14 protein-coding genes are annotated in these 20,217 nt (G+C 65.7%); 8 read left to right on the top strand and 6 right to left on the bottom strand.

The features are described from left to right. Window positions 1–37 precede the first annotated feature (37 nt). The 5 genes from ftsZ (at window position 38) to ligA (ending at window position 8,336) form a co-directional block, all read left to right on the top strand. Window positions 38–1,840 (top strand): cell division protein FtsZ, encoded by a 1,803-nt coding sequence (gene ftsZ, locus ML401_RS28000; protein ID WP_211416300.1) that lies wholly within the window; start codon window positions 38–40, stop codon window positions 1,838–1,840. A 364-nt stretch (window positions 1,841–2,204) separates the two neighbouring features. Further along, the gene (gene lpxC, locus ML401_RS27995; RefSeq protein ID WP_211416301.1) at window positions 2,205–3,167 is read left to right on the top strand and encodes a UDP-3-O-acyl-N-acetylglucosamine deacetylase; all 963 of its coding nucleotides are present in this window, start codon (window positions 2,205–2,207) and stop codon (window positions 3,165–3,167) included. Window positions 3,168–3,411: 244 nt separating this feature from the next. Beyond that, entirely contained in the window at window positions 3,412–4,302 is an 891-nt protein-coding gene (locus ML401_RS27990) for an outer membrane protein assembly factor BamD (RefSeq protein ID WP_194403922.1), read from the top strand. 13 nt (window positions 4,303–4,315) lie between these two features. Next, window positions 4,316–5,986: a DNA repair protein RecN gene (recN, locus tag ML401_RS27985; protein WP_194403921.1), complete on the top strand. Its 1,671-nt coding sequence runs from the start codon at window positions 4,316–4,318 to the stop codon at window positions 5,984–5,986. Window positions 5,987–6,182: 196 nt separating this feature from the next. Continuing rightward, window positions 6,183–8,336 (top strand): NAD-dependent DNA ligase LigA, encoded by a 2,154-nt coding sequence (ligA, locus tag ML401_RS27980; RefSeq protein ID WP_285807637.1) that lies wholly within the window; start codon window positions 6,183–6,185, stop codon window positions 8,334–8,336. Between the two features lie 161 nt (window positions 8,337–8,497). Here ligA and ML401_RS27975 read toward each other — a convergent pair whose 3' ends face one another. Both ML401_RS27975 and ML401_RS27970 read right to left on the bottom strand, forming a co-directional pair. Then, window positions 8,498–9,772, bottom strand: a complete 1,275-nt coding sequence (locus tag ML401_RS27975; protein ID WP_285807636.1) for a multidrug effflux MFS transporter — start codon at window positions 9,770–9,772, stop codon at window positions 8,498–8,500. Window positions 9,773–10,093: 321 nt separating this feature from the next. After that, complete coding sequence (locus ML401_RS27970) at window positions 10,094–11,923, bottom strand: aminopeptidase P family protein (protein ID WP_211416304.1); 1,830 nt, start codon at window positions 11,921–11,923, stop codon at window positions 10,094–10,096. Between the two features lie 185 nt (window positions 11,924–12,108). Between ML401_RS27970 and ML401_RS27965 the strand changes: the two genes are divergently transcribed. Beyond that, on the top strand, window positions 12,109–12,288 hold the full coding sequence (locus ML401_RS27965; RefSeq protein ID WP_259217032.1) for a hypothetical protein: 180 nt from the start codon (window positions 12,109–12,111) through the stop codon (window positions 12,286–12,288). 94 nt (window positions 12,289–12,382) lie between these two features. Here ML401_RS27965 and ML401_RS27960 read toward each other — a convergent pair whose 3' ends face one another. After that, the gene (locus ML401_RS27960) at window positions 12,383–13,270 is read right to left on the bottom strand and encodes a 50S ribosomal protein L11 methyltransferase (protein WP_285807635.1); all 888 of its coding nucleotides are present in this window, start codon (window positions 13,268–13,270) and stop codon (window positions 12,383–12,385) included. A 163-nt stretch (window positions 13,271–13,433) separates the two neighbouring features. Between ML401_RS27960 and ML401_RS27955 the strand changes: the two genes are divergently transcribed. Next, window positions 13,434–13,589, top strand: coding sequence for a Flp family type IVb pilin (locus ML401_RS27955; protein WP_371746368.1), 156 nt, complete (start codon window positions 13,434–13,436; stop codon window positions 13,587–13,589). A gap of 286 nt (window positions 13,590–13,875) precedes the next feature. Here ML401_RS27955 and ML401_RS27950 read toward each other — a convergent pair whose 3' ends face one another. Continuing rightward, a complete protein-coding gene (locus ML401_RS27950; protein WP_285807634.1) occupies window positions 13,876–15,486 on the bottom strand; it encodes an NAD(P)/FAD-dependent oxidoreductase in 1,611 nt (536 codons plus the stop codon). Between the two features lie 179 nt (window positions 15,487–15,665). On the opposite strand from ML401_RS27950, the gene ML401_RS27945 reads away from it, so the two are divergent. After that, complete coding sequence (locus ML401_RS27945; protein WP_285807633.1) at window positions 15,666–17,945, top strand: fused MFS/spermidine synthase; 2,280 nt, start codon at window positions 15,666–15,668, stop codon at window positions 17,943–17,945. A gap of 119 nt (window positions 17,946–18,064) precedes the next feature. On the opposite strand, the gene ML401_RS27940 is transcribed toward ML401_RS27945, so the two are convergent. Beyond that, a complete protein-coding gene (locus ML401_RS27940; protein ID WP_285807632.1) occupies window positions 18,065–19,048 on the bottom strand; it encodes a glycerophosphodiester phosphodiesterase in 984 nt (327 codons plus the stop codon). A 62-nt stretch (window positions 19,049–19,110) separates the two neighbouring features. Beyond that, entirely contained in the window at window positions 19,111–19,908 is a 798-nt protein-coding gene (locus ML401_RS27935; protein ID WP_194403910.1) for a L,D-transpeptidase, read from the bottom strand. Window positions 19,909–20,217: the final 309 nt, after the last annotated feature.

The raw sequence follows: 20,217 nt of genomic DNA, 5'->3' as shown, positions 1-20,217 counted from the left end.
GGCGAACCCACGCGCGCGTGATCGAGAGGCAGCAACCATGACCATCAGCATCAACGTTCCTGATATTCACGAACTGAAGCCCCGGATCACCGTGTTCGGCGTCGGTGGCGCCGGTGGCAACGCCGTCAACAACATGATCACGGCCGGCCTTCAGGGCGTCGACTTCGTGGTCGCCAATACCGACGCGCAGGCGCTGACGATGTCGAAGGCGCAGCGCATCGTGCAGATGGGCACGGTGGTCACGCAGGGCCTCGGCGCAGGTTCGCAGCCGAACGTCGGCGCCACCGCGGCGGAAGAGGTGATCGACGAGCTGCGCGACCATCTCTCCGGCGCCAACATGGTGTTCGTCACCGCCGGCATGGGCGGCGGCACCGGCACGGGTGCTGCTCCCGTGATCGCCAGGATCGCGCGCGACATGGGCATCCTCACCGTCGGCGTCGTGACCAAGCCGTTCCACTTCGAAGGCGCCCGCCGCATGCGCACGGCGGAAGCCGGTATCGCCGAGCTGCATAAAGTGGTCGATACCCTGCTGATCATCCCGAACCAGAACCTGTTCCGGGTCGCCAACGAGAAGACCACCTTCGCCGACGCCTTCGCGATGGCCGACCAGGTGCTCTACTCCGGCGTTGCCTGCATCACCGATCTGATGGTCAAGGAAGGCCTGATCAATCTCGACTTCGCCGACGTGAGAGCGGTGATGAAGGAGATGGGTAAGGCGATGATGGGCACCGGCGAGGCCTCCGGCGACAAGCGCGCGCTGACCGCCGCTGAAGCCGCGATCGCCAACCCGCTGATCGACGACTCTTCGATGAAGGGCGCCAAGGGCCTCCTCATCTCCATCACCGGCGGCAAGGACCTCACTCTGTTCGAGGTCGACGAAGCCGCGACCCGCATCCGTGAGGAAGTCGACCAGGACGCCAACATCATCGTCGGCGCAACCTTCGACGAAGCGCTCGACGGCCTGATCCGCGTCTCCGTCGTCGCCACCGGCATCGAGCAGGCCGCGATCGCCCGCAACAGCCAGGCCACCTCCGCTCCCGTCGCGAACGCGGCGCCGCAGGCCCAGCAGGCGCCCGCGGCTCCGGCCGCAGCCGCCGAGAGCCGTCTCGCCGATTTGACCGCGCGCCTCCGCGCCGACAATCAGCGCATGGCCGAGCGCGCCCAGAAGCTGGAAGCGCAGATGCCGGCCGCAAGCCAGGCTCCGGTCGCTGCCGCGCCGATGGCGCCCCGTCCGAACGTCGAGCGCGCCGCGCTCGCCGCCATCGCGGCTGCCGTGGCGGACGTTCCGCAGGCGCCGGCGCCGATGCAGACCTACGGCGACGTCACCGTGCGCCCGATCGCCCAGAAGCCGACCCTGTTTCCGGAGCCCGAGCAGGCCCCGCTCGCGATGCAGGAGCCGATGACGCCCGAGACCTTCATCCCGCCGCAGGCCGAGCGCCCGGTCCGTGCGCCCAGGATGCCGCGGATCGACGAGCTGCCGATGCCGGCCCAGGCCGAGCTTCGCCAGGCTCGCGGTGAGGTCGAGGAGGAGACGCCGCCGAAGAGCCGCCTGTCGTTGCTCCAGCGCCTCGCCAATGTCGGCCTCGGCCGTCGTGACGAAGAGAGCGAGCCGCCGGTCGCAGCCCGCACCGCCGGTCCCGCAATGCCGCCGCTGCCTGAGCGCCGGCCGCAGAAGACCGTGGCGCAGCAGATCGCATCGAGCGAGCCGGTATCGGAGTATGCCCGCCGTCCCGCGCCGCAGGGCCTGGACATGCATGGCCGTCCCGCGCCTGTTGCGCCGGCGCCACAGGGTGACGACCATCTTGATATCCCGGCCTTCCTGCGGCGGCAGGCGACCTGAGGATTGTTACAATAAGGCAGACGAAAAAAGGTCCCGGCAACACGCTTGCCGGGACCTTTCCTTTTGTCCCGTGCATACCCGGATTGCGCAGTCAAACAACTGATTTTAAATCATTAATTACGAGTTCGGGTGTTCGGTAGAATTGCCGGAAGCGGCCCAAAAGCTCGGCGCAATTTGGTTAAGCCTTGGCGCGAATACGGCGGGTTTGGGGTAACAATCGGTAAAAAAGCGTGAGTTGGCGCTGTTTGAGGCAGTGACTATGGTTTGGCGTGACTTGGGGATACGGATTCGCAGGGGTGCCGGCACTAGCCGGCCAAGTGGGTCTCGTATAAGTCGCAATGGGTCGTAGTGGGGCGGGTTCCTGATGAAATTTAGCCGGCAAACAACGCTTCGTGCGCAAGCCTCGGTGGCAGGCGTGGGCGTTCATTCCGGTCTTCCCGTCACTCTCACGCTTGGGCCTGCGCCTGTCGACGCGGGTTTTATTTTTGTCCGCACGGGCCTTGAGGGAAGTGACCGCGAAGTTCAGGCGACCGCCGGACAAGTGGTCGCGACGGATCTCGCGACCGTGCTGGGTGACAGTGAGGGACCGCTCGTTTCCACCGCCGAGCACGTGCTTGCTGCACTGCGGGGCATGGGCGTGGACAACGCCACCATCGAGGTCGACGGTCCCGAAGTGCCGATCATGGACGGCAGCGCCGCGGCCTTCGTTGCGGCGATCGATCAGGCCGGCATTGTCACTCAACCCGCACAACGCCGCTTCATCCAGGTTTTGAAACCCATTTCGGTCGCAATCGGCGACTCCTTTGGCGAATTGCGGCCCTATGCCGACGGCTTCCGCGCTGAAGTTGAGATCGATTTCGCCAATCCCGTGATTGGCCGGCAGAGCTACACGCTGGAGCTGGTGCCGGAGCGGTTCCGCCGCGAGGTCGCTCGCGCCCGGACCTTCGGTCTGATGTGCGATCAGGCGCGGCTCTGGGCCGCGGGCTACGGTCGCGGTGCCTCCTTCGGCAACACCGTGGTGTTCGACGAGGAACGCCTCCTCAATCCCGAAGGCCTGCGCTACGCCGACGAATGCGCCCGTCACAAGGTGCTGGACGTGATCGGCGATCTCGCGCTGGCCGGCCTGCCGCTGCTTGGCGCCTACCGCTCGGTGCGCGGCGGCCACAAGCTGAACCACGCCGTCCTGACCGCCTTGCTGGCCGACCGTACCGCCTGGCGGGTGGTCGAGGGCGAGGCGGCCCGCCGGACCACGCGTCCCGTGGGCGAAGTCGGTCGCGGTATCGTCGGCGGCCGGGTCGCTGCGGCCTACGGGCCGGACGTGTCCTGAACAGAGCTGGTGTCGCGGCCTCTGGCAGCGGCTTACCCCGGGAAACTCCTGGTAACCATGATCAGCTAGCATTGCGGCAAGTTCGCCTTAATCCGGGCGGAATGCCTGCCTATCCGGTTGGTTAAAGATCGCTTTTCGGATCCATCGGCGTGGTCGCATGGCAGGCACCACGAACACATTTCGCGCCCATGACGGGGTTCATGGGCTGGCGGGCACCGCTCACAGGGCGTCAGGGCTTAAACTCATGTCGGCACAGCGTACGACGCGCGGATATTTCTCGGTCTCCTTGCGAGCCCGTGGGCTGCTTCAGGCTGTCACCTTCATTCTTCTCGCGCTGCCGCTCGCCGGCTGCGGCACCGGCTCGCTCTGGGACAAGTTCACCGCCAAGGACGACACCTTCGTCGAGGAGCCCGCCGACAAGATCTACAATGAGGGCCTGTACCTCATGAACGAGAAGAAGGACATGAAGGCGGCGAACAAGAAGTTCGAAGAAGTCGACCGCCAGCATCCTTATTCCGAGTGGGCCCGCAAATCGCTGCTGATGTCCGCCTATGCGTCCTATCAGGGCGGCGACTACGACGGCTGCATCGGCGCGGCCACCCGCTACGTCACGCTGCATCCCGGCAGCCCGGACGCGGCCTACGCGCAATATCTGATCGCCGCCTCCCATTACGACCAGATTCCGGACGTCAGCCGCGACCAGGCCCGTACCGAGAAGGCGATCGCCGCGCTGGAAGAGGTGGTGCGCAAATATCCGAACTCGGAATATGCCACCTCGGCCAAGGCCAAGATCGAGGGCGCGCGCGACCAGCTCGCCGGCAAGGAAATGAATACCGGCCGCTATTACGCGCAGAAGCGCGATTACACAGCCGCCATCAACCGCTACAAGACGGTCGTCACGCAGTACCAGACCACCCGCCATGTCGAGGAGGCGCTGTACCGGCTGACCGAAGCCTATATGGCGATCGGCATCGTCGGCGAGGCACAGACCGCGGCGGCCGTGCTTGGCCACAATTTTCCTGACAGCCGCTGGTACAAGGACGCCTATAATCTTGTAAAATCCGGCGGTCTCGAGCCGAGCGAGAATCAGGGGTCCTGGATCAGCAAGACCTTCAAGAAGATGGGCCTCGGCTAGGAAATTTGGTTCCATGCTGGCGCGTCTATCGATCCGTGACATCGTCCTGATCGAACGGCTCGATATCGAATTCGCCACCGGCCTTGCGGTTTTGACCGGCGAGACCGGTGCGGGAAAATCCATCCTGCTCGATGCCTTTGCGCTGGCGCTCGGCGGCCGCGGCGATGCCGGCCTCGTGCGTCACGGCGCGGAGCAGGGGCAGGTCACCGCCGTGTTCGATGTCCCCAAGAATCACCCTGCGGCGAAGATCCTCGCCGAGAACGGTCTGGACGATACCGGCGAGATGATCCTGCGCCGCGTGCAGCTCGCCGACGGCCGCACCCGCGCCTTCATCAACGACCAGTCGATCAGCGTGCAGACGCTGAAGGCCGTCGGCGCCGCCCTGGTCGAGATCCATGGCCAGCACGACGAGCGCGCGCTGGTCGACGCCGCCACCCATCGCCGCCTGCTCGACGCCTTCGCGGGCCTCGAGAAGGACGTCGCCGCGGTCGAGACGCTCTGGGACGCACGCCGGACCGCCAACACCGCGCTGGAGGAGCATCGCGCGGGCATGGAGCGCGCCGCGCGCGAGGCCGACTATCTGCGCCACGCCTCGGCCGAGCTGAAGCAGCTCGCGCCCAAGGACGGCGAGGAGACCTCGCTGGCCCAGCGCCGCACCACCATGATGCAGGGCGAGAAGATCGCCTCCGATCTGCGCGAGGCGCAGGAGGCGGTCGGCGGTCACCATTCGCCGGTGGCGGCGCTGTCGGCCGCGGTACGCCGGCTGGAGCGCCGCGGCGTCAATTCGCCGGCGCTGGTCGAGCCTGCCGTGAGGGCGATCGACGCCGCGATCAACGCGCTGGAGGAGGCCGACCAGCATCTCCAGGCCGCGCTGGCCGCAACCGATTTCGACCCGGCCGAGCTCGAGCGCATCGAGGAGCGGCTGTTTGCGTTGCGCGCTGCCTCGCGCAAATATTCGACGCCGGTCGACGGGCTCGCAGCGCTCGCCGCCAAATATGCCGCCGACGTCGTGCTGATCGATGCCGGTGCTTCGCGCCTGAAGAAGCTGGAGCAGGCTGCGATCGAGGCCGACGCACACTATGCAGCGGCCGCCAAGAAGCTGTCGGCGGCGCGGCAGAAATCGGCCGAGAAGCTCAACAAGGCCGTCAATGCCGAGCTCGCGCCGCTCAAGCTCGAACGCGCCAAGTTCATGACCCAGGTCGCGACCGACGAGGCCGCGCCGGGCCCGCAGGGCTTCGATCGGGTCGAGTTCTGGGTGCAGACCAATCCGGGCACCAAGCCGGGGCCGATGATGAAAGTCGCCTCCGGCGGCGAGCTATCGCGCTTCCTGCTCGCGCTCAAGGTCGTGCTGTCCGATCGCGGCTCGGCACCGACGCTGGTGTTCGACGAGATCGACACGGGTGTCGGCGGCGCGGTCGCCGACGCCATCGGCGGGCGCCTGGCGCGGCTCGCCGGCAAGGTCCAGGTGATGGCCGTGACCCACGCCCCGCAGGTCGCCGCCCGCGCCGACCAGCACCTGCTCATCTCCAAGGACGCCCTCGACAAGGGCAAGCGCGTCGCCACCCGCGTCAACGCGCTGGCCGCCGACCACCGCCGCGAGGAAATCGCCCGCATGCTGGCGGGGGCCGAGATCACGGCCGAGGCGCGGGCGGCCGCGGAACGGCTGCTCAAGGCGGCGAGCTAGGTTCGTGTCCCGGACGCGGTGCGGCGCGCAGTGCCGCTCCGCAGAGCCGGGATCCAGAGCGCTGCCAGGTGGCCTCGGCTCTGCAGCGCACCGCACCGGACGATGCTGCGCTTCGCCGGGAACGTTGCGCTGCGTGCGGAGCACGAGATTTCCACACGCCTTTACCCTGCCGCCCGCTCTGTCGTATCCAAGCATCATGGCCAGAGCAGCAAAATCCAAAGCAAAACCGCTTCGTGACGTCGCCGATCTCACCAAGGCCCAGGCCAAGGTCGAGCACATGCGGCTGTCGCTCGAGATCGAGGGGCACAACGAGCGCTACTATCAAGAGGACGCGCCCTCCGTTACCGACGCCGAATACGACGCGTTGCGCCAGCGCTTCAACGCCATCGAGAAGCGGTTTCCGGAATTCGTCACGGCGGACTCGCCCTCGCAGAAGGTCGGCGCGGCGCCGTCCGGCCGCTTCAAGAAGGTCCGGCATTCCGTTCCGATGCTGTCGCTCGACAACGCCTTTGCCGAAGAGGACGTGCGCGACTTCGTCGGCCGCATCGTGCGGTTCCTCAAGCTCGGCGACGACGAGGTCAATTTCTCCGCCGAGCCGAAGATCGACGGCCTGTCGATGTCGCTGCGCTACGAGGGCGGCGAGCTCGTCACCGCGGCGACACGCGGCGACGGCGCGGTGGGCGAGGACGTCACCGCCAACATTCGTACTCTCGAAGACGTGCCGCAGAAGCTGAAGGGGCGCAACGTCCCCGACATCTGCGAGGTCCGCGGCGAGGTCTACATGACCAAGAAGGCGTTCCTCGCGCTCAATGAGCGGCAGAAGGCGGCGGGCGATACCATCTTCGCCAATCCGCGCAATTCGGCCGCGGGCTCGCTCCGGCAGAAGGACCCGACCATCACCGCTTCGCGTCCGCTCGGCTTCTTCGCCTATGCCTGGGGCGAGATGAGCGCGATGCCGGAAGAGACGCAGACCGGCATGATCCATTGGTTCGAGCGCTGTGGCTTCAAGACCAATCCGCTGACCAAGCTCTGTCACTCGGTCGAGGAGTTGGTCGCGTTCCACCAGAGCATCGAGGAAGAGCGCGCCGAGCTCGACTACGATATCGACGGTGTCGTCTACAAGGTCGACCGCATCGACTGGCAGGAGCGTCTTGGCTTCGTCTCGCGCACGCCGCGCTGGGGCATCGCGCACAAATTCCCGGCGGAGCGCGCCATGACGGTGCTGCGCGACATCGAGATCCAGGTCGGCCGCACCGGCTCGTTCACGCCGGTCGGCAAGCTCGAACCGGTCGGTGTCGGCGGCGTGATCGTACAGAACGTCACGCTGCACAACGAGGACTACATCAAGGGTATCGGCAACAAGGGCGAAGTGCTGCGCGAGGGTCGCGATATCAGGATCGGTGACACCGTCGTGATCCAGCGCGCCGGCGACGTCATTCCGCAGATCGTCGACGTCGTGCTCGACAAGCGGCCGAAGAGTGCCAAGGAGTTTTCCTTCCCGAAGAAATGCCCGTGCCCGCTGCACACCGACGTCGTGCGCGGAGAGACGGCCGCCGGCGAAGAGGAATCCCGCGCCCGGTGCAGCGGCGAGTTCGCCTGTCCCTATCAGAAGATCGAGCACTTGAAGCTGTTCGTCTCGCGCCGTGCCTTCGATATCGACGGTCTGGGCGAAAAGCAGCTGCAGTATTTCTTCGATGAAGGCTGGGTCAAGGAGCCCGCCGACATCTTCACGCTGGAGAAGCGCAATTCCAAGCTCAAGCTCGAGGAGATCGAGGGCTACGGCGCGACTTCGGTACGCAATCTGTTCGCAGCCATCGAGAGCCGGCGCAAGATCGCGCTGGAGCGCTTCGTCTATGCGCTCGGCATGCGCCATGTCGGTGAGACCACCGCGCTGGCGCTGGCGCGCGGCTACGGCTCCTGGGATGCCTTCCACGACGCCTGCCTGAAGGTCGCCGACGGCGACGAGGAGGCGATGGCCGACATGGACGCGCTGGACCAGATCGGCGACACCGTGATCAAGAGCATCGCCGATTATTTCGGCGAAAGCCACAATCGCGGCATCGTCGAACGGCTGACCAAGGAGGTCGAGATCGTCGACGCCGAGAAACCGAAGAGCAATTCGCCCGTCGCCGGCAAGACCGTGGTGTTCACGGGATCGCTGCAGAAGATGACCCGCGACGAGGCCAAGGCCACCGCCGAGCGGCTAGGCGCAAAGGTGTCGGGCTCGGTGTCGAAGAAGACCGATCTCGTCGTCGCCGGCCCCGGCGCGGGCTCGAAGCTCGCGGAGGCCAACAAGCACGGCGTCAAGGTGCTGACCGAGGACGAGTGGCTGAAGCTGATCGGGGAGTGAGGGGTCTTCCCTTCTCCCCCTGTGGGAGAAGGTGGCGCGAAGCGCCGGATGAGGGGTTCTATCCCCGAGTCAAACTTTGAGAGAGGCCGTTTGGAGAGAGACCCCTCATCCGGCGCGCTGCGCGCGCCACCTTCTCCACAAGGGGGAGAAGGAAGAATGAGTCACATCATCCCGCTCTCTTCCTCCTCCGCCTGCTCGATCATCGTCTCGCTCACCATCACCTCGCGGCGCGGGACGATGAAGATCATCATGCAGGCACAGAGCAGCGAGACGGCGAGGACGGCCGCGGTCAGTGGCAGCGTCGTGGCTGAGTGGCCGCCGAGATAGGCGCCGAATTGCGACATCAGCGCGCCGATCCCCTGTTGCAGAAAGCCCATGGCGCCCGACGCGGCGCCGGCGGCTTCGGGACGGATGCTGATGGCGCCGGCGGCGGAATTCGACATCACGAAGGCATTGCCGACCATCACGATCATCTGCGTGCCGAACAGCCAGCTTGGCGCCTCGTTCCAGCCGGTGAAGCTCCACAGCAGGTTCAGCAGGCTGCCGGCGAGCTGGAGCGCGAGCCCGAACCAGATCAGCTTTTCCAGCGAATGCCGCGGCGCAAAGCGCACGCAGAGCAAATTGCCGACGAGAAATGCAAATCCCGTTGTCGCGAACCAGGCGCCGTATTCGGCGCTGGTTCGGCCCATCTGCGTCACCACGATGTAGGGGCCGCCGCCAGCGAAGGTGAAGATGATCTGCGAGGCCAGCACCTGGCACATCACATAGCCGACGAAGGCGCGGTTTTTGATCAGAATGCCGACGTCGCCGCGGAAGCCGCTGCCGGCCGCGCGGCTGCGGCGCGTCTCGGGCAGCGCGATTGCGATCCCGACGGCGACGATGATCGCGGCGATGGTGATGGCGTAGAAGATCGCGCACCAGCCGAACGCGGTCTCGATCAGGCCGCCGGTGAGCGGAGAGACCATCTGTCCGATCATCAGCGCCGCGACCACGAGGCTGATCATCGAGGCGACGCGGTCGCGCTCATAGATGTCGCGGATGATGGCGCGGCTCACCACCATGCCGGCGGCGCCGCCCAGGGCTTGGAAGAAGCGGGCTGCGATCAACTGCGGCAGGGTTTCGGCAAAGATGCAGGCGACGCTCGCCACGACCATCAGCGCCAGCCCTCCGAGCAGCACCGGGCGCCGGCCGAACCGGTCGGACAGCGGCCCCATGATCAGCTGCGACAGCGCGATGCCGACCATGTAGAGCGACACCGTCATCTGTGCGATGGAGATGTCGCTGCCGAAATTCGCCGCCAGCACCGGCAGCGCCGGAACCAGGATGTAGAGCGAGATCGGCGCAATCCCGGTCATCACGACCAGCAACAGCAGCACCCCGCGCGAGGTCGCAAGGTTGGTTGCCGCTTTCGGCGGCTTGCTGATCATGCCGTGCATGCGGGCCCATCTCGTTGCAATTCGAATCGACTGTAGCGCGCTCGCGCAAGACCGATATCGGCGTTTCGGAATGCGGCTATACGGATTCCGGGAGGGTTGCGATGAGGGAGGGCGGAGGCACTATCTTACGGGGCGCGCGTGCCGGGATGTTGTGCGCTCGCGCCTCAACTTCGGTGTCATTCCCCGCAACTGCGGGGAATCCGGTATTCCAGAGGCTGCGCTGATTGAATCGGGAGGCCTCGGCGTATTCGATTGCCCCTTCGCGGGGCATGACGGCGGCGGTTGGGAAGCAGCCTTGCGCTCATCGCGTGGCGGTATGCGTTACGTCTTCAGCTCCGCCGTCGCCTGATCGAGCCAGCCCCGGGTCGCCTCGTCCAGCGCCGGCCGCACCTCGGCTCGGACGCGCGCGTGATAGGCGTTGAGCCAGTCGAGCTCGTCCTTGCTCAGCATCGCGACATCGATCAGCCGGCGGTCGATCGGTGCGAGCGTCAGCGTCTCGAACGCGTTCATCGGCTTTTCGGCGCCCTTGATGTCGGCGGCGACGACGAGTTCGAGGTTCTCGATGCGGATGCCGAAACCGTCGGTCTTGTAATAGCCGGGCTCGTTGGAGAGGATCATGCCGCGCTTCAGCGGCGTGGTGCCGAGCTTCGAAATCCGTGCCGGTCCTTCGTGCACCGAGAGATAGCTGCCGACGCCGTGGCCGGTGCCGTGCTCGAAATCGACGCCGGCGGCCCAGAGATATTGCCGCGCCAGCGTGTCGAGCTGCGCGCCCGTGGTGCCGTCGGGGAAGATCGCACGTGCGATCGCGATATGGCCCCGCAGCACGCGTGTGAAGCGGTCGCGCATCTCGTCGGTCGGCTCGCCGACGGTCATGGTGCGCGTGACGTCCGTGGTGCCGTCTTCGTACTGCGCGCCGGAATCGATCAGCAGGAGGTCGCCGGGCGCGATCCGCCGGTTGCTCTTGCGCGTGACGCGGTAATGCACGATGGCGCCGTTCGGGCCGGTGCCGGAGATGGTCGGAAACGACACGTCCTTCAGTGCGCCGGTGTCGCGGCGGAACGTCTCCAGCGCCTCGACCGCGTCGATCTCGGTGAGCTTGCCGCTTGGCGCTTCCCGGTCGACCCACGCCAGGAAACGCGCCAGCGCCACGGCGTCGCGCACGTGGGCCGTCTTCGTGCCTTTGATCTCGATCGGGTTCTTGACGGCCTTGAGCAGCGCGATCGGATCGCTGCCGCGCAGCGGTTTGCCGCCGGCGGCCGCGATCAGCCGACTGAGCGCGTCGGCCGCGGTGGCGCCGTCGAGCGCGATCGACCCGCCGCCCTTGGCGAGCGCCATCAGCGTCGGCGCCATCGCATCGGGCTCGCGCACGTCGGCGGATTGCTCGAGATGGTCGCGCGTGAGGTTTGAGAGCTTGCGGCTATCGATGAAGATGGTGGGACGTCCGTCTTTCGGTACCAGCGCGTAGGACAGCGGCAGCGGCGTATGGGCGACGTCTGCGCCGCGGATGTTGAAGGTCCAGGCGACCGCGTGGCTGTCGGACAGCACCAGCGCGTCGACGCCAAGCTTGCCGATCTCGCTTCTGATCTGCGTCAGCTTCTCGGCTTCCGTGACGCCGGCATGCTGGGGTCCGTGCACGGCGACGGGGGCGAGCGGCGGCTGCGGGCGGTCCTGCCAGATCGCGTCGATCGGATTGCTGTCGACCGCGACTAGCTCGGCACCGGCCTTGGCGCAGGCGGCGGACAGGCGCTCGGCTGCCGCAAAAGTGTGCAGCCACGGATCGAATCCGAGGCGGTCCCCGGCTTTCAGATGCGCCGACACCCAGCTCTCCGGCGGCGGATCGATCAGCGATTCCACGGCCCAGGCCTTTGCATCGACCTGCTTGGCCGCCTGCAGCGTGTAGCGGCCATCGACGAACAACGCGGCCTCCTGGGCCAGAACCACCGCGAATCCCGCCGAGCCTGTAAATCCGGTCAGCCAGGCCAGCCGTTCTTCCGACGGCGGCACATATTCGTTTTGCTGCTGATCGGCGCGCGGAACGACGAAGCCGGCGAGCTTGCGGCGGGCGAGTTCTTCGCGAAGTGCCGCCAGCCGCGCCGTCAATGCGACGCCGGCCTCCGGCTCCTCGAATGTCTGGAAGTGTGCTTCGAACATGGTGGATCACTTTAGGATCATGGGGATCAGTCCGCAATCTCGTCGCATTTGCGTCGCATCTGGCATGGACTGTGCTTGAATGGTTCCATTCGAATGAGTGGAGTAAAGGATGCGGCTGCCGCGCTTCGTCCGGATGACGGGGACATTCGAGCAGGTGGTTCATCTCAACGACGAGGGGACACGTGATGCCAGCGTTCTCGTTTGAAAAGATATCGCCGCCGGCGCGCCGTGGCGCGGCCGCGGCGGCACCGCAGAAGCCGCGCAGCGTCATCAACCAGATGATCGACCGGATCGCCGAGCGCCGCGCCAAGCGCGCGGTGCAAGATGAGCGCGCGATGCGTCAGAATGAGAAGCCGGCGAAGTAGCTGCATGAAATTTCGTAGGGCGGGTTAGCCGAAGGCGTAACCCGCCGCTGCTGTCACCGCGGAGAGTAAGGAGGTGGGTTAGCCATACGGCATCTCACCCCATCTTCCGCAACAACAGACTGCTCCACCCCTCGATTCGCAGATGCTTCAACGGCACGAGGCCGCGCGCGCGATAGGCGGCGATCACGGCGGGGGCCTGGTGCGTCAGCAGGCCGGAGAGGATGACGCGTCCGCCGGGCGCGAGATGCCGCGCCATCGGGCCCGCCAATTGCCGCAAGGGGTTGGCAAGGATGTTGGCCAGCACCAGGTCGAACGGACCGGCCCGTCCGAAATCCGGCGCGGCGAATCCGGTGGCGCGGATCACCCGCACATGGGTGCCGGCTCCATTCAGAATCGCATTTTCGGCTGCCACCCGCACCGACGGCGGGTCGATGTCGGAGGCGAGCACGTGGCGATGCAGCGCTTTCGCCGCGGCGATGGCCAGCACGCCGGTCCCGGTGCCGAGGTCGAGCAGGTTCCTCGGACGGGAACTCTTCAGGACATGGTCAAGCAGCAGTAAACAGCCGAGCGTCGTGCCGTGGTGGCCGGTGCCGAAGGCGAGCGCCGCCTCGATCTCGATGGCGAGCTTGTTCGGCGCCACCCGGTCGCGGTCGTGGCTGCCGTGCACGACGAAGCGGCCGGCCGGCACCGGGACCAGGTCTTCCAGGCTGGCCTTGACCCAGTCCTTCGCCTCGATCGTGTCGAAGACAAGCGTCGCGGCAATCTCATTTCCTGCTGAATTCACAATGAGTTCGCGCAGCCAAGCCTGATCGGGCGCCTCCGCGAAATGGAGCGTGACGTCCCATTGTCCGTCCGGCCGCTCGAACGCCGCGACCGCCGCGTCGCCCTCGAAAAACACCTCGGTGAGCACGTCGACGACGCGCCTCGCGTCGGCCTCGCTGCCGATCGAAAAGCTGGCGCGATGGGTTGGAGAAGGCTGCATTCAGGGTTCCATTGGGTTCAATTTTTGGAACTTTTGTTGGCGATTTTCCGCGAAAGTTGCGGTTGCCGGGTTAACCGGGTCGAAGGTCGCGCCCCGTACATTTTCGGATGTCGAATTCAGACAGTGCAATTTGAAATTGAAACGGAGGCGAGTCTTGAAGAGCATGATTTGGAAGTTCTGGTCGGATGAGTCCGGTGCGACGGCGATCGAATATGGTCTGATTGCCGCGGGCATCGCCCTGGCGATCATCACCGTGGTGAACAGCCTGGGTAGCACCATGAACGACAAGTTCACGTCGATTAACACCTCCTTGAAGTAAATTCCGCCTCCATTTCCCAGCGGGGGCTGTTTTTCTTCTGAGGCTATTCCTGATCACCGCCCGCGAGGGGAATTCCCCCTTGCGGGCGATGTCGTTTTTGGCCAGCGCTTTCGATGACTCACAGGTTGTCCGCTGCTTATCCAGGACGCTATCCACCCGCTTTTCCCGCAATTGTCCCTGCGCTTTTCCACCGTGTTTTCCCCGGGCTCGTCACGAGGTTCTGGCCCAATCATCCGCAGCCTCTCCACAGCTCTGCCAACAGGCTGTACACAGGCAATCCACAGGCCTATCCACGGCTTCCGAACAGCGACCGGTGATCCCTCAGGATCGCCTGCGCCGCATTGTGGCCGGGCGCTCCGGTGACGCCGCCGCCGGGATGCGCGCCGGAGCCGCAATGGTAGAGGCCCTTCAACGGTCCACGATAATCGGCATGGCCCAGCATGGGCCGTGCCGAGAACAGCTGATTCAAGGTCAGCGCGCCGTGGAAGATGTCGCCGCCGAGAAGTCCGAACTGCCGTTCGAGGTCGAGCGGGGACAGTATCTGGCGGCCCAGCACGCTCGCCGCAAAACCCGGCGCGTAGCTGTCCACCGTCGCGATCATGAGATCGGCGACTTCGTCGCGATGGTCATCCCACGATTTTCCATCCGGAAGCTCCGGCGCGACGTGCTGGCAGAACAGGCTCGCGACATGCTGTCCCGCGGGCGCCAGCGTGTCGTCGAGGGTGGAGGGGATCAGCATCTCGACGACGGGCGAGCGGCTCCAGCCTTGCGCCCGCGCGTCGAGATAGGCGCGGTCCATATAGTCGAGGCTCGGCGCCAGGATGATGCCGGACGAGAGATGGTCGCCTTCGCCCGGCAGCGCCGTGAAGGAGGGCAGGCGGTCCAGCGCCACGTTCATGCGGAAGGTGCCGGAGCCGTTCTTCCAGTGCCGGATGCGGGCGAGGAAGTCCGCAGGCAGCGCCTCAGCCGCGATCAGGCGCGTGTAGAGCAGCTTTGGATTGACGTTGGCCGCGACATATTTCGCGCGGATCGTCTCGCCGTTCTCCAGCACGATGCCGACCGCGCGGTCGCGCTCGACGATCACCTCGCGCACCCCGGCATCCGTGTCGATCACGACGCCCCGCTCGCGCGCCGCGCGCGCCATCGCCTGCGTGATAGCGCCCATGCCGCCGATGGCGTGACCCCAGACACCCTTCTTGCCGTTCACCTCGCCGAAGGCGTGATGCAGCATCACATAGGCCGAGCCGGCGGCGTACGGGCTGGCATAGTTGCCGACGATGGCATCGAAGCCGAACAGCGCCTTGACCAGATCATGCTCGAAGCGCTCGTCCAGCATCTCGCCGGCCGAGCGGGTGAAGAGGTCGAGCAGGCTGCGGCTCTGCTCCAGCGTGAGGCCGCGCAGGATATTGGCAGTCTTCCAGGCGTTGACGCCTTCGCGGATGGCCGCGGTGCCAAAGCCGGCGACGAGGTTCGGCGGCGCCCGCAGCACGAACTGCCTGAGCACGTCGGCGATGTCTTCCAGCTCGCGTGAAAACCCGTCGAGCGCGCCTGCGTCATGCGCACTCAACCGCTCGACCGATGCCTTCGTCCGGCCCTCGCCGGTGAGGAGATAGCTGCCGTCGGGCGCGGGCAGGAAGTTCTGGGCACGCCGTTCGACGATGCGCAGGCCCTGTTCAGTGAGCTTGAGATCGCGGATCACCTGCGGATTGAGCAGGCTTACGGTATAGGCCGCGACCGAATTGCGGAATCCCGGGTGAAACTCCTCCGTGACCGCCGCACCTCCGACCACCTTGCGGCGCTCGACCACGCGCACGCGCAGGCCCGCCATCGCGAGATAGGCCGCGCAGGTGAGGCCGTTATGGCCAGCGCCGATGATGACGACGTCGGTTTCGGTCATGAGAGCTTCAAATTTGTTCCACCGTCATTCCGGGATGGTCCGAAGGACCAGACCCGGAATGACATCTCTATATCAAGCAATCCTCGCTGCAACATCACGCGCCCCTTTATTGCCCGTTCAGGCGCCTTGTGCTCCATTGCGCGCGTCCGGCGCCCGCCGGGTCTTGAGCCGGAGCTTCCATGGATTCGATCGTGCAACCCGCCGCCACGGAGCAGCCGTCCGCCTCGCGCAACCGGCTGCTGCTGACGGTCTACACCGCTGCGATCTTCGTCAGCGCGCTGCTGCTGTTCTCGGTGCAGCCGCTGTTCACGAAGATGGTGCTGCCGCGGCTCGGCGGCTCGCCGGCGGTGTGGTCGGTGGCGATGGTGTTCTTTCAGTCGCTGCTGCTGGCGGGCTATGCCTATGCGCATCTGTTGATGCAGGCGAGGAGCCGCGTCGTTCCGGTGGCCGTGCATCTGGTGCTGCTGATCGCGGCCTTTGCCACGCTGCCGCTCGGTATCGCCTCGACCTATGGCGAGCCGCCCGCGTCCGGTTATGCATTCTGGCTGCTCGGCCTGTTCGTGGTCTCGATCGGCCTGCCGTTCTTTGCGCTCGCCGCCAACAATCCGCTGTTGCAGGCCTGGTTCGTCCGCACCGGCCATCCGGCCGGACATGATCCCTATTTCCTCTATGCCTCCTCCAACATCGGCAGCTTCCTCGCGCTGCTGTCCTATCCGTTCCTGCTGGAGCCGGTGTTCACACTGCACACGCAGAACCGGCTCTGGACCGCCGGTTATGGCGTCCTGATTCTCCTGATCGCCGCCTGTGGCGCGCTGTTGTTGCGCTCGCCGAAGCTGGCGGTCGTCGACCCGAAAACCGAGGACATCAATGCGCCAGCGCCGGCTTTCCTGACGCGGCTGCGCTGGATCTTCCTGGCCGCGGTGCCGTCGGGTCTGCTCATCGCCGTCACCGCGCACATCTCGACCGACGTTGCGGCGGCGCCGCTGCTGTGGGTGCTGCCGCTGTCGCTGTATCTGCTCACCTGGGTCGTGGTGTTCCAGTCGCGGCCGCTGCTGCCGCACAAATGGATGCTGATGCTGCAGCCGGTCGCGATCGCAGGCGTCGTCGTCCTGCTCGCCTTCGGCGGCGAGCAGAATCTGCTGCTGACGCTCGGCGGCCATCAATTGTGCTTCTTCGTCATCGCCATGGCCTGCCACGGCGAGCTGGCACGGACCCGCCCCGCAGCCAAATATCTTACCGGCTTCTATGTCGCGCTGTCGTTCGGCGGCATGGTCGGCGGGCTTTTTGCCGGCCTCGTCGCGCCCTTCACCTTCTCCTGGATCGCCGAATATCCGATCCTGGTCGCGCTTGCTGCGCTGTGCCGGCCGGCCGCAAACGAGCGGTTTGCCGGTGTCGTCAAATGGTATTGGCTGGGGCTCGCCGCGCTTGCGGTCGCGCTCGTCGCGCCGTCATACGCCACCGGCCATCTCTCGACCTGGTTCGAGGATCACCGCGTCTGGGTCGCTGGCGGCGTCGGCGTGCTTGCCGCGCTGCTTGCGCTGGCGCTCAATGCCGGACGCTGGAAGATCTTTGCCACCGTCGTGCTCGCGCTGGCGTTGATCCGCGTCTATCCCGCGGACGAGGGCCGCGTCACGACGGTGCGCAGCTTCTTCGGCGTGCACAAGATCGTGGTGACGCCCGGCGGCTATTTCCATGTGCTGATGCACGGCACCACCATCCACGGCGCCGAGCGCTTCCGCAATAATGACGGCACGCCGGTCGCGGGCCGCCCCGAGCCGATCACCTATTACCACAAGGACGGCGGCATCGGTCAGGCCGTCAGCGCGATCCGCGAACGCAAGGGCACGCCGCTCAAGGTCGCCGCGATCGGCGTCGGCTCCGGCACGCTCGCGTGTGCCGCAGTGCCCGGCGAGGACTGGAAATTCTTCGAGATCGACCAGTCGATGGTGGATGCGGCGCGTGACCCCAAGAATTTCCGCTACATCTCGAGCTGCATGCCGGACATGAAGCCGGTGATCGGCGATGCGCGGCTCACCTTTGCCAAAGAGCCCGACGGCGCCTACGACCTCATCATCGTCGATGCCTATTCGTCGGATGCGATCCCGATTCATCTCGCCACCGAAGAGGCGATGAAGATCTACAAGGACAAGCTCGCGCCGCACGGCGCCGTGGTGATGCACGTCTCCAACCGGCATCTCGATCTCGAGACCGTCGTGGTCGGCATTGCGGATGCCAACGATCTCAAGAGCTGGGTCTTCAACGAGGATTCCGGGCGGGATGGTGACTACATCTTCTCCACCGACGTCGTCATCTCCGCGCGGGAGGAAGCAGATATCGGCCGGCTTGCCTCATCCAAGTCCTGGGAGCAGACCGAAGCCGACGACAGGGTGCGGGTCTGGACGGACGACTATTCCAACATCCTGGGCGCGCTGTACCGGCGCTTGCGGGACGGGGAGTAGGGCCACTTCGTAACTTCGTAGCCCGGATGAAGCGAAGCGTAATCCGGGGCCGCTCGTGCGTGATGGGCACTTTTCCCGGATTGCGCTTCGCTCCATCCGGGCTGCAAGGCGAGAGGCTTCTAAGGCTCGACCGGCGTCCCCGCCGGCAGCGCAATTCCCTTCTCGCCCGCCACCTGTCGCAGCAGATCCGGGCGATCCGAGATGATCCCGTCGACGCCGAGCTCGATCATCCGCGCCATGTCCTCACGCTTGTTGACCGTCCACACCACCACGCGCAATCCGAGCGCTCGAGCTTCGGAAACGAGCGCAGCGGTGACATCGCCGAAATAGGGCGACCAGATCGCGCCGCCTGCTGCCTTGATCGTCCGCGGCAGCGAGCCGCCGTGATCGGCCGGGCTGAAGCCGGCGGTCCAGTTCGTCGCCTTGTCCAGCGCCACCGTCTGGCCCGAGCCGCGCTGGAGCGTCAGGTACACCGTCGGGATCTTCGGTGCCTGCTGCTGGACGAGCTGCAAGGTCCTCCAGTCGAAGGACTGGATCATGACCCTGTCGGAAAACGCCTCGGACCGGATCAGCCCAAGCAGCTTCGTGACGAACGCTTGCGGATCGAGCGTGTCGTCCGGATGGTTCGGGTCGATCTTGGTCTCGATGTTGAAGCGCACCCGCGCGTTGCCGGATTTCCGCACCAGCGCGAACAGCTCGCCCAGCGTCGAAATGCGCGTCCCCGGCATGGCGCGCTGGTCGGGGAATTGCTTTGCATAGTTGCTGTCCGGCCGGATCTGGCCGACGTCGTAGGTCTTGACCTCGTCCAGCCGCAGCTTCACGAAAGGCGTGCCGGGCGCGGGAATATACGCGCCATCGGCGTTGCGCGTGAGATCAGGATTGAGCCCGCGCTCATGCGACACGATGATCTCGCCGTCCGCGGTCACGCCGACGTCGAGCTCCAGCGTGTCCACGCCCATCGACAACGCGTTGGCGAAGGCCGGCAGAGTGTTTTCCGGCAACAGCGCCCGCCCGCCGCGATGCGCCTCGAGATCAAAGGCCATGGCCCGCCCCATGATCAGAACTGAGAGCACGGTCAGAACAGTCGTGGCACGTGACGGCATGGTGCCTCGAATAGCTATCGCTTGTTAGCGCTGACCACCGACGGCGGGGAGAAGCGACCGCTTCAATTCTGGTAGTAATAGCCGCGCGGCTGATAAACCTGCCGGGGTTGCGGCTGATAATAATAGCCCTGCTGGCCGTAGCCCTGATTGTAATATTGCTGCGGCTGCTGCTGATAGACCTGCGCGTCATAGAGCGGGCGGGTGGCCGAACGCGGCGCCGGATAGCGCGCGCCGGTGTCGCTGCCGTCGGCGGGATAGATGTAGTTGTCGTCCTGCGGCATGTAGCGGCGCGCGGGCTGCGCCGGCGGCGTCAGGTTCACGGGATCGCCTGTGGTAGCGACTTGCTCCTCGACGGGCTGCTGGGGAGCGCGGGCCACCGCAGCATTGGCGCGGCCGCGCGGATTGCGCGCCAGCGCCACCTGGGCCGATCCGGTCAGCGTCACCGTGGTGTTGAGCACGCCCTGCTGCTGCACCAGCGCATAGAGCGTCGAGGCGTTCTGGCGCGACAGCCGGACGCAACCATGGGAGGCAGGCGAGCCGAGACGGCCGACGGAATCCGTGCCGTGGATGGCGTGACCGACCTTGGTGAAGAAGATCGCGTGCGGCATCGGCGCGTCGTCGAACTCCTTGGAGTAGTGATCCTCTTCCATGCGGAAGGTGCGGAACGCGCCGTTTGGCGTCTCGCGCGAGGGGATGCCGGTCGACACCGGCCAGTGATAGCGCGCGACGCCGTCGACGGCGACGGTCATCTGCTGATTGTCCTTGTCGACGGTGATCTCGACCTTGGCCTGCGCGGTGCCCGCGCTCAAAAGCATCAGGGAGGTGAAAGCAATGAAAAATGAACGCATCTGGAAACGCATTTGAATCCTGGCCTCCGGCCTCTTCTCGCTAGCCGCCGCGGCTCTCCGTCCCCGGCGTGCAATATGCCTGCAATCCGGCTTTCGTTCCAGCAGCCTGCTTCAGCCATCGTTAACGTGACGTCGGGCTTAAGCAAGGCCGCTTTGTGCCGCGCGGCTGCCGGCGCTGCTGACATTTTCGCGAGCTGACGCGCGTTCGCAACGCCGACAATTCGTCACAAAGGCGCAACCATCCGGCTGCCCCGGGCGTTGAGCACCACCACCCTCGACAGGCGGCGTCCGCCGCCGCTACCTCTTTTATTTCCCCTGGGG

The sequence above is a fragment of the Bradyrhizobium sp. 62B genome, assembly GCF_030272265.2.
Taxonomy (GTDB): Bacteria; Pseudomonadota; Alphaproteobacteria; order Rhizobiales; family Xanthobacteraceae; genus Bradyrhizobium.
The sequence above is the reverse complement of the archived record's forward strand: the minus strand, read 5'-3'. Positions and strand labels throughout refer to the sequence as shown.

Coding starts and splice junctions, on each gene's coding strand:
- ftsZ (WP_211416300.1), top strand. CDS start 38: ATGACCATCAGCATCAACGTTCCTGATATTCACGAACTGAAGCCCCGG.
- lpxC (WP_211416301.1), top strand. CDS start 2,205: ATGAAATTTAGCCGGCAAACAACGCTTCGTGCGCAAGCCTCGGTGGCA.
- ML401_RS27990 (WP_194403922.1), top strand. CDS start 3,412: ATGTCGGCACAGCGTACGACGCGCGGATATTTCTCGGTCTCCTTGCGA.
- recN (WP_194403921.1), top strand. CDS start 4,316: ATGCTGGCGCGTCTATCGATCCGTGACATCGTCCTGATCGAACGGCTC.
- ligA (WP_285807637.1), top strand. CDS start 6,183: ATGGCCAGAGCAGCAAAATCCAAAGCAAAACCGCTTCGTGACGTCGCC.
- ML401_RS27975 (WP_285807636.1), bottom strand. CDS start 9,772: ATGCACGGCATGATCAGCAAGCCGCCGAAAGCGGCAACCAACCTTGCG.
- ML401_RS27970 (WP_211416304.1), bottom strand. CDS start 11,923: ATGTTCGAAGCACACTTCCAGACATTCGAGGAGCCGGAGGCCGGCGTC.
- ML401_RS27965 (WP_259217032.1), top strand. CDS start 12,109: ATGCCAGCGTTCTCGTTTGAAAAGATATCGCCGCCGGCGCGCCGTGGC.
- ML401_RS27960 (WP_285807635.1), bottom strand. CDS start 13,270: ATGCAGCCTTCTCCAACCCATCGCGCCAGCTTTTCGATCGGCAGCGAG.
- ML401_RS27955 (WP_371746368.1), top strand. CDS start 13,434: ATGATTTGGAAGTTCTGGTCGGATGAGTCCGGTGCGACGGCGATCGAA.
- ML401_RS27950 (WP_285807634.1), bottom strand. CDS start 15,486: ATGACCGAAACCGACGTCGTCATCATCGGCGCTGGCCATAACGGCCTC.
- ML401_RS27945 (WP_285807633.1), top strand. CDS start 15,666: ATGGATTCGATCGTGCAACCCGCCGCCACGGAGCAGCCGTCCGCCTCG.
- ML401_RS27940 (WP_285807632.1), bottom strand. CDS start 19,048: ATGCCGTCACGTGCCACGACTGTTCTGACCGTGCTCTCAGTTCTGATC.
- ML401_RS27935 (WP_194403910.1), bottom strand. CDS start 19,908: ATGCGTTTCCAGATGCGTTCATTTTTCATTGCTTTCACCTCCCTGATG.